The organism is Photorhabdus africana, assembly GCF_035181445.1.
Lineage (GTDB): Bacteria > Pseudomonadota > Gammaproteobacteria > Enterobacterales > Enterobacteriaceae > Photorhabdus > Photorhabdus laumondii.
The window spans coordinates 1-17,823 of record NZ_JAXBVE010000026.1 but is presented as its reverse complement, the minus strand read 5'-3'; the positions used below and the strand labels follow the sequence as shown (position 1 = coordinate 17,823).

The window sequence follows — 17,823 nt, the reverse complement described above, 5'->3', positions numbered from 1 at the left end:
TCGTTTACTTCAAGGTAAAATTGACAGAATCAACCTGTCCGCCCAAATCCAAAACACTAAGCTGATATTTACCCGGTTGAGTTAATGTCTGAACAAATCCCTGATTATTTTCTGTGGTCATTACCTGTTCTCCATTCAGAAACCACCATTGCTGCCCACCACTACCGCCCTGAGTGGTAACACGTAAATCAAGGCTGCCAACACCGGGAAGCCGTTTCAATACATCTCCGTTATGAATACCCACGATCAACAAAGGTGCTTCATCTGATTTCAACGGTGGGCACTCAGGGTTAACCGGTGGCAAACGCTGCGCCCGTCGCTCTTGTGCGGGTAACCATGATTCGAGGGTAATCGGCCACAAAGCGATATTTTTAGCCTGAGCACCGGGACAATCAGGAGCAACACGTAAACCGTTTTTATCCAACCACACCTGTTCATTGGTACCCGAAATAGCCTCTTGCCCCACCGCAGGCAGCGTAGACGGAATAGTGTTATTCAATATCCAGCTCAGACGCCGCTGACGGCAATTATTCTCTCCCTTCGGCAAACTCTGCCCTCCCGGCCAACAGATGATTGCCCGACTCACACTAGCTGGACGCGGATCAACCGGAATCCGTTTAGCCCCATTTCGCATATTGGCGAATAACAGATTATTGACCTGATTCATGATGGGAACCGCCGTAGCATAGCCGAACTGCCCGACAACTGGCGTACCATCCGGCCGACCAACCCAAACACCGATGGTATAACGCGCATTTAAGCCAATGGCCCAAGCATCACGGTAGCCATAGCTGGTACCGGTTTTCCAAGCCAGCGGCACTTGTGCCGGTAACACATCATCAGGTTGCGGCAGAGCGTCTCCAGCCATAATTCGCCTCACTATCCATGCCGCGCCGGGGGAAAAAAGTTGCCGATCACGCAATTTCTGCTGCGGAGTGAATCTCAAGGGGGAAACCTTCCCCTGACGGGCAAACGCGGTGTAAGCCGCCACCAGTTGATCCATCCGGGTTGCCGTGCCACCAAGAATTAATGATAAATTGGGTTCACTGCCGGGAGGAAAACGCAATACGGTTCCCACATTACGCATATTGGCGGTAAACCGCTTGGCACCATAGGCTTCAAGCAGTTGCACGGCGGGCAAATTCAGTGAACGAACCAACGCCTCACTGGCACTGACCGGCCCATGAAAGCCACTGTCAAAATTTCCCGGGCGATAATAATCAAAGCGGCGAGGCACATCCTGTAACAGTGATTCCCCATGAATTAACCCATCATCCAGCGCCATGGCATACAAAAATGGCTTCAAGGTTGATCCCGGCGAACGCCATGAACTTATCATATCGACATGACCAAAACGGCTATCATCCCGTAGATCCAGCGAGCCGATATAGGCTTTTACCGCCATGTCGGTATGATCAACCACTAACACGCCAATCGACGTTTTTTCTGGTAACTGGTACTTCCAATTCACCGCCATATCTTCAAGCTGACGCTGTAATCCCACATCAAGGGTTGTTTTGATGATCTCCTGACGAGTACCTTTCGCCATTCGTCTGGCAAGCAGAGGGGCAAGCTGTGGCACCTGCCGAGGAGCCAACCACAACGTTTCTTGCCGAATATCAGCAATCGTCTGTTCCGGCCAGATTTTATAGTGCGCCAACCGTTGCAACACCTTATCACGAGCAGCCTGCGCCCGTTCAGGATAGCGATCTGGCCTTAAACGGCTAGGAGCCTGCGGCAGAACCGCCAGTAAAGCCGCCTCTCCCGCTGAGAGTTCAGAGGGCGGTTTAGCCAAATATGCCCAACTCGCCGCACCGACACCTTGTAATGTGCCCCCAAACGGCGCACGGTTCAGATACATTTCCAGAATTTCATCTTTGGAGTAGTGCCATTCAAGCTGCAAAGTACGCCAGACCTGTTTCAGCTTCCCGCCTAAAGTGCGTGAATGGGGATCAATCAGCCGGGCTACCTGCATTGACAGCGTACTGCCGCCGGACAAAATTTTACCTGCCCGAATATCCTGCCAAACAGCCCTGACCAAAGAAATCGGGTTAATCCCCGGATGTTGGTAAAACCAACGATCTTCATAAGTCAGCAAAGCCTGAAGATATTCCGGTGACACTTGATCCAACGTCACCGGATAACGCCAAACACCTTCGTCATCGGCAAAACGCCAAAGTGGCGTACCATCCTCACTCACGACAATACGCGCCATTTTGACTTCACGCAGTGGCAGAGGCCAGATTTTATCTGCCAACCATAAACCCGCCGGGAGCAAAAATAACAACAATACAATCAGCCATATAAGGCGATGCGTTTTCTTCATCAATGAATACCTGGAGAGAAACCAGCCCTTACACCTGAGCATAAGGGCTGACAAATTTAGCGGACAACTTCCAGTTTTTCAGGTGTAGAACCCACCGCACGCCAATAAGGCACATACATAGATTCCACCTGTGGCGCAGGAATGGTGTAGACACCCGGTGTTACAGCACGTGCCAAATAGAGCAACGTCACTGGCTGAGACGGATCAACCGCGACTGCCGCCACATATCGATCATCACGATATTCAATATGATGAATCGTCGCCTGTTGCATATCGCCAATCAACTCTTGAAGATTAGCGGCACTCTCACTCAACTTGGCACTGCTGTTAGCCAAGTTCTGGTTTTCCAGCTCCAAACCGGCGGGTAATAAATCAACAACCAAAGCATCCTGTACGGGTTTATCTGAGCTCACCACCAGCTTCACAACCACCATTTCACCGCTTTTCAGATGGTCAATGGAAACCGGATTACCCTTCATATCCAGATAGCTACGCTGAATTTTCAGCACATTAGCGTAAGGTTTCGGAGAGCTCAGTGGGTAGGCCACCACATTCACTCGTGAATAGAGCGTGCTGTCACCAAAGTTACTGATATTCACACCTTGCTGAATATCCTGTGGATACAGCATCTCACTATAGGGCTTATCCCTACTTATTGGTGAAGTCTGCTGATTAATCACCGCCTTCCACGGCTGCACTGAGGTATCAATAAAGAAACGTCCCGCCAAGTAGAGTGAATTACTCTCCTGAGTTGAGAAATAATTGCGGGATGTCAATTCATCAGACAGAGCCAGCAATTTCTCATCACGTTCCTTTATTAGCATGTTATTTTCAGTCAACAGAGCAACAATCATGGCGTTGTCACGGATGGCACTGCCGTAATCACCTAAATCTAAATCATCATGACGATTTTTACTGATCCCCAAACGAACCGCTTCATCTGCTCGGGTGTTATCCCCCATCAATTTCAGTGCAACACCCAGTTGTACCAGTGACAAGCCATTACCTGCTTGCTGACGGCGTTCATAAACTTGTCTCAGAGCGCCCAATGGAGCTTTCTGTTGATTGGCAAGCACCAGACCAGCATAAGACTGAACCGAGAATCGCATTGCGTCCTGATTCTGGCTGTAGGGATAGTTAATAACACTCTTATCCTGTAAATAACGTAACAGACGGTTATTGGCAGAAGTCAGTACCTCTTTAGGTACGCTGTAACCTCGTTGACTTGCACGGAATAGAAAATCGGTGGCATAGGCGGTTAACCAATACTCTTCATCACCGGTTTTATCCCATAAAGCAAAGCTACCGTCATGACGCTGCATACTCAACAGATGAATAATTCCCTCATCAATACTCGCCCGACGTTTATTATCATCTTCCGCTCTGATACCCAAACTATTCAGCTCTGATTTGTTCGAATAGAGTGACGGATAAAGCCCACTGATTGTCTGTTCAAGACAGCCATATGGATAGGCGTACAATTCACGAATATAGCGTGAAATCTGTAACGGTGGACGGCTGCTCAGTAACAACTGCCCCTCGGCGCCTTCTGGCGATAAACCCGATAAAGCATTTAGCGGCAACTGCCACTCCTCTCCCGGATGAATAACATTAGCGAACAGAACCGTTTCCGCTGGCTGTGCCGGACGCACACCAATCTGCCAACTATTTTTATACGGTTTCAGATTTTCACCGGGTAAATTCAGACCATCAACCGTCAGGGAAACCTCTCCTTGACCAAACCCCAAATCCGCTGTGACCGGAATCTCTACTGTGGTGCGTTTGCCCTTTTCCAATGTTATCTCTTTACTAACATCCCCCTCTAACTTAATTAGGTCATTAGCAGCAAAGTTCAAAGTCAAGTTTTGCGTCTGTTCAGTCAAGTTAGTCAAATCCAACGACAACAATGCGTGATCACCCCCCGCCATAAAGCGAGGTAGTGCCATCTGTGTAATCACCGGTGCAGCAATGACAACTTTATTTTCACCGTGGCCGAACTCATCTTCACTCCACGCTTGAGCCATCAACCTCAATTCACCATTGAAATCAGGGATTGGCAAAACGATCTGCCCTTCGCCATTTTCATCCAGCGTCACTGGCTGTGCTTGTTCAGCGATAATCTTAACTTCGGTTAATGGCTTTCTGCCGCCACGATCAAGGGCGCTATCATCACCATCACCGCCAAAACGCAGATTCGCCAAACGGCCTTCACCTTCAATCAACTGACCATACACATCATATTGATCGACACTGTAACGCTTATGACCAAAGAAGGCCTCATAGGGGTCTGGAGTTTTAAAATTCGTGACATTCAGCACCCCCGTATCGACAGCAGAAAGCAGCACATTAACCTGCTTAGGTAATTTCCGCCCTTGCTGTGGTGTCGCCTTGATTTTAACAGTAAGATTCTGATTCGGACGCATTTTTTCCGGTGCGGATAACGTCAAATCCAGTTTACGATTTTCATCAGCCAACGGCAGATGCAACACGCCAATGGCCCGTTTCGGTGTCACCTGACGAGATTTATCCTCTGGACGCACCACCACAGCGGTTAAATAAAGGTCATGACGACGCCACTCTTTATTTACCGGCACTTCCACATCCAAACCTTGTTCTGGCACATCAATTTTTTGCCACCAAAGTGGCCCTTCACTGGATTCCACCAACAGATAACCTTTACCGGCCTGTGGTGCAACCATATGCAGTTTTATCTTCTCACCTACCTGATAAGCGGGTTTATCCAGAGATAACTTCACCTGATCAGGACGAACAGCCCCTGTACCACCGGTATTGTCCTGCCATGAGTAACCCGCCCAGAAATTAACGCTGGTCACTAATTGATTTTCTGGATTAACCACTTCAATACGGTACGACCCCCAATCAACCGGAAAACTGACCTTTGCCGTACCATCTTGAGCAATCTGAATGTGCTCATCTGCCATCACCAAATCTTTCTGGTCATAGCCTGATTGCCAACCTTCACCATCCGACCAACGCCAATAATAGTCACGGCGTTCATAAACCAGACGGGCAGTTAAATCTTTTGCCGCATATTTTTTTCCATTGGCATCGGTATACACCACCGCAAATTGCGCCAGTGAATTTTCATCCACATTGTAACGACTTTGGTAACGACCTACGCGATAGTCATAAATCTCTTTCTGATTAAACAACGGACGGATACCAACCAGCTTTTCTGCCGGCCAAACGGCCTGTTCAACTCGACGAGTTACCGGGCGACCACCCGATTCAAGCAAACCTGCCTGTACAATGACGTTTACCGGCGAAGAGACCGAACTCCAGTTGTCGGCACTGACATTAATTACGGCTTTACCCTCATTACCTAAAATCAAATCAAACTCATCCAATGTACGACTAAGATTGTCTTCTGTAACCGCACCAAACTCATAGCCAGGCAATTTTGCTACCGCATCCCGAGCTGGGCGCAGAAATAATTGCCCTTGCAAGCGATTATATGCGGCAGGCGCTCCATATAAATAACGGCCTTTAATCGCGAAATCCACATCGTGGTCTTTCATCACGGGTTGCGACTCACCACTAATTTCCAGTGCCATACGCTCCGGCATAAAATCTTCGACATTAAACTTGTAATAACGGAGTTTGTTATCGCCCACATCAAAACGTAGCGACCAGAGCCCGGTAGCCGCTGACTGGGGGATCGCATAGCGATACTGATACAACCCATTTTCGGGTTGCCAGACAAAACTACGAACAACCTGACCATCGGTTTTCAGTACATCCACTTTAACTGGCTGACTTTTCATTGCGCGGCCATCACCATCACGCAACAGGCCATTGACAATCAACGTTCCACCCGGGCGATAGAGATCACGAGGTCCAAAAACAAAAAACTGTTTGCTGTACCCTTGTGGGCCAGAGATATCAAATTCAGACAGATCCAGCGCCGGTGATGCCAAATCAATCATACTGGTTTGGTGATCATGAGTAGCGAGCAATAGTTTCGCTTTCGCATTTTTTTCTAAGCTGACGTGTCCATCATCGTCCGTTGTTGCCTTTGACAATAATTGCCCTTTCTCATCCAACAGCCGTATTTCCACCCCTTTCAGGCTGCTACCTTGCGCCAAAGATTGGGTAAACAGATCCATCTTATCCAGATAACTGTGCATAGAAACACCAATATCACTTAAGGTAAACATTGTTGCTGGATTGGTGTCAGTGTATTTACCCGCTTGTTGCATCACCGCCAAATAAACGCCATCTTGCTGTAACTCTTTGATATTACTCAATGGCAACAGTAATTTTTCGCGGGTATTCAATGTCGGATTCAGATCGAAACGGCCGGTATAAACCAGTTCCGCATCTTTGAGCATCTCTTCCGATTCCCAAGAACTCATATTATTGCGATATTGCCACTGTGCAATAAAAGCCGGTAATGCCGCCTCTTTTATCCTGAAAAAATTAACATCAACACGATTAACATTCAGAGCCAATACCGGCAAACCTTTAGCGACTTTACTGGGTAACAAAGAGCCTTTGCTGGCAAAACCGACAGACGGAGAAATCGTCGCGGTTGTCAGCGTTTTCTCATAAACCGTTTCGAGTTGACGATCATTGATACCTTTAACATCTTTATCTACGGTCAATTGCAACTTACGGGAGGGCGGCAAATGGCGCAAGCGAAGCTCCATCATGTTATCTGACAGTTCCCACGCCCCATCAAGTTTGCCCTCTTTGACATCCACCAAACGGACATTCTGCGCAAAATCCTGATTCGGATCTAAAGGAACAGAAAATGTCACCACCATTGCACTAGCGCCATCAAGCTGAACTTCAGAGGCATCCAGAATCTTCACTGGTTTACCGGCATAACGTTTTACCAATTCAGCCAGTGATGCCGCGTCTTTCGGTTTTACTGATTTTGGTGGAGTATTTGATTGTTGAGGTGCTTTTTCGCTTTGAATTTCTGTGGACTGCGGTTTAGCCGCCTGCTTATTATCAGTGCTATCAGATTGGTCACAACCAGAAAGCATCAGCAAAGAAGCTAAAATCACCGCCAAATAACGTTTGTTTCTTCCTGGCCGTTGCCAGATTTGACCTTGATTCATAACCATAACCTCTGTCTTAACTCCAACCAACGGGTGGTAGGATTTTAGGGTGTAAATCAATATATTAAATTTAAATCAAACAGATATAACCAACATACCTATGACAACTTATATATCGCCTATATACCGACCGCCTATTTATATAAGCAACGTAAAGACATTTAGTTCATATAATAGCCTGTTATTTTAATGAATTAAACATCATAGAAACAATAAATAAATCTAAATTTATCGATTCAATTTTTCATTAAGAACTCAATATATCTTGTAAAAAAATTAAAATTTTGTCATTTTCCTCAGTGACCGAAGATAGACCTTCACTGCACCATCCGCTTGATAATTTACAAACAGTAAAACAATATAAAACCGACCATTAAAACAAATTGAATAAAACAGGAAATTATCATTATTGTACCGATTATAAATATCATTATCGGATTAAACATATCTGGCTCCAATATACCATTGTTTAATAAATTAATTATCTCAATCAATAACTTTAATAAATGTATATTTAACATTTTATTTAATACATTATTAACCATTTATTAAGACTAATCATTATCTCAATAAGATATTTATAACAAATATACCCGTCATCTTTCAAGTTGCCTCTTTGTTGGCTGCACTCACTCACCCCGGTCACATAGTTACCTATGCTCCCTTGCCGTCGCGATGCATCTTGAAATCCATTGGGTATAAAAGCTATATAAATAAAATACATTTAACTTCTGATGCAGAAATTACCATTAATCTGTAATCTGTAATCTGTAATCTGTAATCTGTAATCTGTAATCTGTAATCTGTAATCTGTAAATAGAGTGCCACTTTCCTATCAAAAGTGGCAATAATGATTTGCGTGAAACACTGAATATACAAATTGTTTTTTATAAAATAACAATAAAATCCTCAACCTCAACGCTGTCGCAAATGGGGTAATAACCTGATGAACATCCATTTTCTCAACGACTTTCATTATGTTACTCGACTAATAATACCTGTCCTGTTTTTAGCTGTTTGACATTTGGTAACCAAAGTCTTCCCCAGCTACCAGTACAATGACATCCATAGACCTCTTTTATATTTTCTTTTATGAAAAATTCTCTGATTTTCAATAACTCCGTCGGTAACGCTCTCCTTAAATGCAATCCGCCTATTACCGCGCATACTTTGTCCACACCGGTAATCATTTTAGCGTGGTTAATAATTTCACAAATACCAGAATGACCACAGCCAACGATAATCACCAATCCATTATCGCTTTTCCAAATTAACGCACTATCATCCAATATATAATCATTGGCCCAAGAGCTTTTTCTAATTAACCCAAAAGATTTTCGATTATTATTTGCTATTTCCCCTGAAAAAATAAATCGCTCACTTATCTTCATATGCGATTTCGTTAAACGAAAAAAAACTCTCTTCTTGACTCGTTTATTAATTTTACCCGACATTTTTTTAAATTTTAACGCAATTTTTCTGAACATAACACCATAATACTTCTCATTTAATGCATCAGGATGACATATTAATTTAGCATTATGTGGAAAATAGTTAACACCACCTATATGATCAGAATGCCCATGAGAGATAACAATTTTGGATATATCATCAATAGATATCCCCATCCTATTTGCATTCTCAATATAACTACCATCCGGGCCGGTATCAAAAATTATCTTCTCTTCACCATCTTCAAGTAAAAGACTCAAACCAGGCTTAGCTATCAAATATGAATCAGATGTTTTATTTTCCAGTAGTACAGTTATTTTTAACGACATAGCATATCCATTAATTTTATTGAAGTCACGTTTCTATTAAACGGTACGGGTAACAATAGCATTGACGTACATCAATAAAATAATGAAAAGCCATTATATCGTCACATTTTTATAAGTAGATCACAAATTCCTCCCCTCTACTGACAGTTAATTTTTCAACATGAAATGATTATCTCTCTATCATATTTATTGTCTTGCAATATTAACATACAAATATTATACCTTGCTGTACAACATATTTTTAAAGTCAGAGATGAATATATTATTAATAAATAAAAATCAACGGCAGGCTATTCAACTAATTTAATCAAATAGACTATACTAATGCCTATCATAATTGACAATGATTAATTTTAAATATCACCACAAGACCAGCAGAAATTGACTTACATTACCACTCTCATTTCATCCAAATTATAAGATAAAAATATAATATATTTATCAATATAATTTGACTTTATATTATATGAAAAAAAATCAAATAGAATAGAATAATGAATAATTGTCTTTATATAGAAACATCACCTATCATTATAAACATAACATGTCTATACCCTATGGATTTCAAGATGCATCGCGGCGGCAAGGGAGCGAATCCCCGGGAGCATAGAGAACTATGTGACCGGGGTGAGTGAGTGCAGCCAACAAATAAGCAACTTGAAAGATGACGGGTATATTTATATCTAACTATTATTAACACCTTTATTAATACGATAACAAAAATATATTATTTTTATGTAAAAATAGAATTAATATATTTAAAAATAATTGGTAGATTCACATAAGAAGTGCAACATCGTTACTCTGGAAGTAAACATATCCGTATTACTTTAAATAACTCATTTAGTGTTTTACCACCCCGAGTTTTTCGGGGGCGATTACTTTAATCGGTTTACCACAAACTGAGAGACTTCATTAAAATCGGTTCCCTTTGGAAAGTATTGCCTGATTAACCCATTGATATTTTCATTGATCCCCCTTTCCCAAGGTGAGCAATGACGCCAACAAATCATGCTATTTATCCCATATAATTATAAAAGATTTAGGTTAAGTGATCTTCTGGCCGATCGAGTGGCAGGTAAGAACGCAAGATTGGCATAGATAACCCCTCACATAATCACAAAAGGTAATATCCCATCACGAATTTACGACAAGATTCACTTGTAAAGTGGTTTCATACTGAAATCAATCATCATAAATGCGATTTACATTACACAAATAAAGCAAAAAAATAAAATTAATTTGAAATTATTAATGTTGATTATTAAATGGTTAATATTAATCTGTTTTTTATACAATCCTGTCACAAAATAATCACATTGGCCTGTTTTTTGCTTTGTCATATAACCTCTTGTTTTTGCTGCTATCTTAACCACTCCCCCTACTTTAGTTACCCGGCTAATAATCAACCCCAAATATTGATCGCTAAGTTAAATTCGTGGTTAATGCTGTTTCGACATTGTGGAATAGAAAGTCAATGAAAAGCAGTATTGTAGTATTAACGGTTTTTTGTAGTGCAGTCTCAGGTAGTCAAGCCGCCGACATCGCAGATCAACAACTCATTCATCAACAGGCCCGTCAGCAAGCCCTGGAGGCGCAATTAGCCCCGCCGCCCGCGGAGGTTCACCTGTCTGTACCGGAAACCGGGGAATCATCTGCTTTTCCGGTGGAAACTCCGTGTTTTCCCATTACCCACGTCAGACTGGCAGGCACCGAAAATTTCCCGCACTGGTTACCGTTCCGGCGTGTCGCTCAACAGGGCGAAAACCATTGTCTGGGCGGTAAAGGCATTAGCCGGCTGATAACCCAATTGCAAGATCAGCTCATTAATCACGGCTATGTCACCAGCCGGGTTCTGGTTCCTCGTCAGGATTTGCGTACCCAAACCTTAAAATTGGTGATGATACCGGGCAAAATCCGGCATATCCGCTATACCCCTGACAGCGGAAAATATATCCAGCGGATAACCCCCTTTCCCGCGCGTGAAGGAAAATTACTGGATTTACGGGATATTGAGCAGGGATTGGAAAACCTGCAACGTTTCCCGACCGTGCAGGCGGATATGAACATTGTCCCGGCAGAGCAGCCGGGGGAGAGTGATATTGTGCTGGACTGGCGTCAGTCCCGGCACTGGCGAATCGCCACGTATCTGGATGATACCGGCTCGAAAAGCACCGGGCGTTATCAGGGCGGACTCACCTTTTTTCTGGATAACCCGCTGGCGCTCAGCGACCTGTTCTATCTCTCCGGTGGGCGCGATATTCATTCGTCTGCCGGGAAGGGCAGCCAAAACGACACGCTCTATTACTCTCTGCCCTTCGGCTACTGGATGGCGAGCGTGACGGCCAGTCATTACGATTATACCCAGACGATAGCCGGGCTGAATCAAGCGATCCAATACCGGGGCAAAAGTCAAAACCTGGCGGTCCAGCTTAGCCGGGTGCTGCACCGTAACGCTGACCAAAAGACTCTGCTCAACGGTGAAATTTATCGCCGGACTTCGCGCAATTTTATTGATAAGACCGAAGTTGATGTTCAGCGCCGGGAAACCGCGGGCTGGAAGCTGGGGCTGTCGCATCATCACTTTATCGGCAGCGCGACGCTGGATACCCGGGTGACTTACCAGCAGGGCATGCGCTGGTTTGGCGCACAACCTGCACCGGAAGAGTACCGCAATGAAGGGACCGCCTTACCCAAAATCACCCAGTTCTCGGCGACACTTGCCGGGCCGTTAACGCTGTTTTCTCAGCCCTTTTCTTATCAGACCCAATATCTGCGTCAGATAAGCGCCAGCCCATTGACGCCCCAGGATCGATTCTCAATCGGTGGCCGCTGGACGGTGCGCGGCTTTGATGGCGAGTTGACCTTATCCGCTGATCGGGGTTGGTACAGCCGCAATGAACTGGACTGGCAAACTCCGCTGCGCGGGCAATCGCTGTATCTGGCAATGGATTATGGCGAAGTGGGCGGACGGGGCAGTGATGCTCTGCTGGGAAAACACCTGGCGGGGAGTGCCCTGGGCTGGCGCGGCAACCTGAAAAAGGTGAGCTACGACCTGTTTGTCGGCGTCCCGCTGTCCAAACCCGCCGGTTTCCAAACCTCCCCGGTCACGGCCGGCTTCAACCTGTATTGGCAGTATTAATTCAAATAACAAAGCTGCCCGTGGGTAGTGTTGTGTGGAGCAAACGTCATGAACACGCAGTTATATCGTATTATCTTTAATCAGGCCCGTCAGATGTGGATGGTGGTGGCCGAGATAGCGCGGGCCGGACGGGGACGAACCGGACGCCGCGCACGTCGCCCGTCTTCACCGCAGCATCGTTGCCGACTCACTGCGCTACGGTTTGGGTTGTTATGCGCTCTTGGCGGAATTTCGCTTACCGCACAGGCGGCGATTGTGGCCGATGGACAGGCCCCGGGACGTCAGCAGCCGACCCTCATTCGCAGCGCCAACGGCACGCCGCAGGTCAATATTCAGACGCCGGGCGCCGACGGGGTTTCCCACAATACCTACCGTCAGTTTGACGTGGATAAACAAGGCGTTATCCTCAATAACAGCCATCAGGCCACCCAGACGCAACTCGGCGGCATGGTAGCAGGCAATCCATGGTTAGCCAAAGGGGATGCCAGCGTTATCCTCAACGAAGTCAACAGCCATAACCGCAGTCACCTCAACGGCTGGATTGAAGTGGCCGGGCATAAAGCCGAGGTGATTATTGCCAATCCTTCGGGTATCACCTGTAACGGTTGCGGGTTCATTAACGCGCATCGTACCACGCTCACCACCGGACAGGCGCTGATGGAGCGGGGCCGGTTGAAAGGGTTTGATGTCAATCAGGGGGAAGTGCAGATTGACGGGCACGGCATGGACAGTACACAGCAAAGTTACACCGATATTATCGCCCGTTCCGTGGCGATTAACGCCAAATTACATGCGCAAGACCTGAAAGTGACCACCGGGCGCAATATTGTGGATGCGACGCATCAGCAGAGGGAGAAAAAATCGATTGACGATGAACAGCACCCGGCGTTTGCGTTGGATGTGGCGGCGCTGGGCGGCATGTATGCCCATAAAATCAGGCTGATAGGCACCGAAGCGGGGGTGGGCGTGCATAATGCCGGTAATATCGGCGCGTCTGCCGGGGAGGTCCATATTACCGCTGAGGGCCGGATAGAGAACCGCGGCACCCTAAGCAGCCGGGATACGTTGCAATTAACCTCGTCTGCCGATGTCACTAACACCGGCAAATTGCTGTCACAATCGACGGTGAATTTACAGACCAAGGGAGCACTGCGCAATCAGGGCCGGGTGGAAGCCCGCGGCGATACCACCGTCACTGCGGGTACGATACACAGTAGCCATGACAGCGTATGGGCTGCGGGGCTGGATGATAACGGCAACACTACCCGACCCGGCTCACTGACCCTGACGGCACAGCACGTTCAGGCCAATGGCAAAAATCTGGCCACCGATACGCTGGCAATCCACAGTCAACAGATTGACCTGAGCGACAGCCAGACCGCAGCCGGTCAGATTCAACTGACCGCCGGTCAATCGGGGATAAGTACCGCTCGTGCCACCGTCAACGCCGACCGTTTTAGCGCGAAAACGCCGGGCCAGTTTAACAACGACGGCGGCCAGTTAGTGGCGCGGGAAATTCACCTCACAACCCCGGATATCTCTAACCTGAAAGGAAAAATTAACCAGACCGGGACCGGTGAACTGGCGCTCCATACCCGCACCCTGAATAACCGTGAGGGGATGGTGTTCAATCAGGGGAAATTGACCCTCACCACTGACCGGCTTAACAACCGTCAGGGCACTATTGCCAGTCAGGGCGAGGACCTGCATCTCACCGCGCATCAGGCAGATAATACTCAAGGCACGGTGCAACTGGCGGGCAACGGACAACTGTCACTCAACACCCAACAGTGGCTGGGTGATAAGGGCAAACTGCTGACCAATGGCACCCTGACGATACAGGCCGGTGAACTGCAACTCAACCAGGCTGAAACTCAGGCCGGGCAGATAACCATCAACGCCGACACCCTGAGCCATCAAGGCGGTGTGATGCAACAACGGGGTAAGGATGACTTGTCCCTTACCACCCGGCGACTGGATAACCAACGCGGCACTATTGCGGGCAACGGTAATCTGAACCTTAAAGCAACGACCGTTGATAATCGTCACGGCAACATCGTGGCCGCCGACCAAGGTTCGTTGACACTGACAGTTAAAGACACGCTGGCCAATCAGGCGGGCCGACTGGAAGCGAGCCACGCGCTCCAGCTCAGCGCTGCCCAACTGGATAATCGCCGGGGGAGCATGGTTGCCGCCGGGGACAGCGCCACCCTCACCGTTGGCAAAGCCATTCAAAACGCTCACGGCCATCTTGAAGCCAAAACCCGACTGACTACGACTAGCCAGACGTTGGATAACACCCAGGGGGTGTTGCTGGCACAGCATATCAATAGCCAGACCACAGGCCATCCCTTCACCAATACCGCCGGACAGGTGATAGCCGAAGACACCCTGACCTTAAATAGCGGTCAACTGGATAACACCGCAGGGTTGTTACAGGCTGGCCGCGAGATGACCGTTGATACCCACGGCCACCGATTCACCAATACCCGCAATGCCGACCAAAAAGCAGGCCGGTTATTGAGTGGCGGGCAGTTAACTTTGCGCACCGGCGATGTTGATAACACCGGCGGCATGATAGCGGCGGACGGCAAAACTGCGCTGACCAGCACTGCACTCAATAATACTCAGGGCCAGATAGCCGGAAATAGCGGGCTGGACATTCACAGTCAACAACTGATAAATCGCGAGGGGACTTTACAATCCGCCGACGCCCTGACTTTGGATACCGACGGCCAGTTACTGGATAACCGACAGGGCCAGATTATTGGCGAGGGCAAAACCACCGTCACCAGCGGCCCACTGGACAATCGCCACGGTTATCTGCAAGGCGGACAGTTGGTTATCGACACCCGACACGCCGCGCTGGATAACCGGGACGGCAAACTGTTATCCACCGACACGTTAACCTTGAACACTCACCAGCTCGACAATCGTCATGGGCAGGTGCAGGCGGTGGGCAACACCGTGTTGAATGTTAAGACCCAAACCGATAACACCGGTGGCCTTATCCGTGGTGGCACGCAACTCACCCTGAACACCGTGCGCCTGATTAACCGGGAAACAGCGCAGGTTGATAAAGGGCTGGAAGCGCAAAACCTGACGGTCAACGCCCAACAGGTGGACAATACCCAGGGCGCTTTACGGGCGGCCAACCACTTGCAGGCGAACATCAGCCAGACTCTGGAGAATGCGCAAGGGCTGGTCTCCGCAGGTAAACAGCTCACGGTCAAAAGCGAGGCTCAGCAACCGAATCTGGTGATTAACAACCGGCAAGGCACCCTGATTGCCGGGGAACACGCCACGATTAACGCACACGCCTTAAGTGGTGACGGCCAACTGTTATCACAGGGCGATATGGCGGTCACCTTAACTGAGGATTTTCACCATACCGGCAACACCGCGGCTAATGGCAATCTGACCCTGAAAACGACCGGCAATCTTATCAATGACCGCCAGATAAAAGCCGGTCAGGCGCTGCATCTGGACGCACAGAATCTCACCAACAGCGCCTCCGGTGAAATCAGCGCCAAACAAACGCAAATCCAGGTTCACGATGCGCTGAACAACACCGGGCTGATTGACGGCGGCCTGACCCATCTCACGGCCAACACCCTGAACAATACCGGCACCGGGCGCCTTTACGGTGACCGGCTCGCCCTTCAGACGGGCACACTGAATAACTCCGCACAGGACGGCAAAGCCGCCGTGATTGCGGCGCGGGACCGGCTGGATATTGGCACCGGCACACTGAACAACAGTGACCATGCCCAGATTTACAGCGTGGGCGACCTGCACATCGGCGGCCGGTTGGATAATACCCTGACGGCCACCGGTCAAGCCGGTGAACTCAATAATCACGCCGCGACGATTGAAGCCGGGAACAACCTGAAGATTCAGGCTGACCGGATTAACAACACCAATGCCGGGTTGGTGACTCAGGTCGTCGAAACAGAAAAGTCTCAGCATCACGATGCAGTACTGAGCGGCCAGACCACCCGTTACGACTGGTCACAGGTGGACACTTCCCACCGCAATAAATACAAAGTGCACGATGCCATCATGCCGGACGGCAGCGGCAGTAATGATTTTTACGAATATCAGTACACCCGGACTGTCAGGGAAACTCAGGTCAAACAGAGTGACCCCGGTAAAATTCTGGCCGGCGGCAATATGACGCTCAACAGTGCGCAGGTCACCAATCACGACAGCCAAATTATCGCCGGCGGGGCGTTGGACGGGGTGATAGGCGAACTGCACAATATCGCTACTCAGGGGGAACGGATTACCACCGATACCGGCAGTCAGACTCACTGGTATGCGAAAAAGAAACGACTGAAGCCCCGATTCCGTGGTACCAAAACCTCGCAGGGAAAAAGCCGCAGCCGTTATGCTCCCGCGCCGATAATAGAAACCATCGACCTGAAAACCCTGGCCTGGCAGGCGCATACCCGTCCACAGGGCACCGATATCACGATTACGGACCGACAAACCGGCCAGATACATTCTGCCCCTACGGCGGTCACACCGGTGAACGGTATCAACAATCAGCCACTGGTCTTGCCGCCCGGTCAGCCGTTTGAACTGACGTTGCCCCCGGAGACCGTCAAAGGACACACGGTCGACCCGGTGATACGTGTGGTGACGCCCGATACGCGTTTGCCGAATAACAGCCTGTATACCGTGCAACCGGGCAGTGACAGCCACTATCTGGTGGAGACCGACCCGAAATTCACCCAGTATAAGCAGTGGCTGGGCTCGGACTATATGCGGCAACAGTTAACGCATGACCCGGCGCTGGTCCACAAACGTCTGGGCGATGGGTTCTACGAACAGCGGCTGGTGCGGGACCAAATCACCCAACTGACCGGCCAGCGCTATCTGCCCGGTTACAACAATGATGAAGCCCAGTTTAAAGCGCTGATGGATGCCGGTATTGCCTTTGGCAAACAGCAACAATTGACGCCGGGTGTGGCCTTGAGTCCGGCGCAGATGGCGTTGCTGACTTCGGACATTATCTGGCTGACTAACCAAACCGTCACCTTGCCGGATGGCACTACCGAGGTGGTCACTGTGCCGCAGGTTTATGCGCGCGTCCGTCAGGGCGACCTGAGCAGTGACGGTGCCTTGCTGGCCGGGAATACCGTGGCGCTCAACAGTCAGGGCGATATCACCAACAGTGGCACGATTAGCGGGCGTGACGTCACTCAACTGACGGCCAACAACCTGACCAACAGCGGCTTTATTCGCGGCGGCAAAGTGGATGTGACGGCCCAACAGACGCTCGCCAACCGGGGCGGCCGGATTCAGGGGGATGACCGGGTAGCCTTGAAAGGCCGGGATATCACCAGTGCATCGACCGTGCGCGGGGATGAAGCTAACCGCTGGCTGGACCGTCCGGCGGGGATTTATGTGCAGAACGATAAAGGTACCTTGTCGTTGAGCGCCATCAACAATGTGCAATTAACCGCCAGTGACGTCAAGAAT

General features: G+C 48.4%; 5 protein-coding genes and 1 pseudogene. 2 read left to right on the top strand and 4 right to left on the bottom strand.

The annotated features are described in order from the left end of the window. Positions 1–4: 4 nt before the first annotated feature. From pbpC to SLS51_RS14900, 4 genes and pseudogenes are all read right to left on the bottom strand, one after another. A complete protein-coding gene (gene pbpC / locus SLS51_RS14915) occupies positions 5–2,326 on the bottom strand; it encodes a peptidoglycan glycosyltransferase PbpC (RefSeq protein WP_323839494.1) in 2,322 nt (773 codons plus the stop codon). A 56-nt stretch (positions 2,327–2,382) separates the two neighbouring features. Next, positions 2,383–7,413, bottom strand: coding sequence for an alpha-2-macroglobulin family protein (locus tag SLS51_RS14910; RefSeq protein ID WP_323839493.1), 5,031 nt, complete (start codon positions 7,411–7,413; stop codon positions 2,383–2,385). 980 nt (positions 7,414–8,393) lie between these two features. Further along, positions 8,394–9,194, bottom strand: coding sequence for an MBL fold metallo-hydrolase (locus SLS51_RS14905; RefSeq protein WP_323839492.1), 801 nt, complete (start codon positions 9,192–9,194; stop codon positions 8,394–8,396). Between the two features lie 799 nt (positions 9,195–9,993). Next, a pseudogene (locus SLS51_RS14900) lies at positions 9,994–10,186 on the bottom strand (transposase); the annotation flags it as partial. Between the two features lie 485 nt (positions 10,187–10,671). Here SLS51_RS14900 and SLS51_RS14895 point away from each other — a divergent pair. After that, positions 10,672–12,336 carry a ShlB/FhaC/HecB family hemolysin secretion/activation protein gene (locus SLS51_RS14895; RefSeq protein ID WP_323839535.1) on the top strand — a complete coding sequence of 555 codons (1,665 nt, stop codon included), beginning with the start codon at positions 10,672–10,674 and terminating at the stop codon, positions 12,334–12,336. A 48-nt stretch (positions 12,337–12,384) separates the two neighbouring features. Beyond that, the coding region (locus SLS51_RS14890; protein ID WP_323839491.1) for a two-partner secretion domain-containing protein at positions 12,385–17,823 on the top strand (5,439 nt) is incomplete at its 3' end.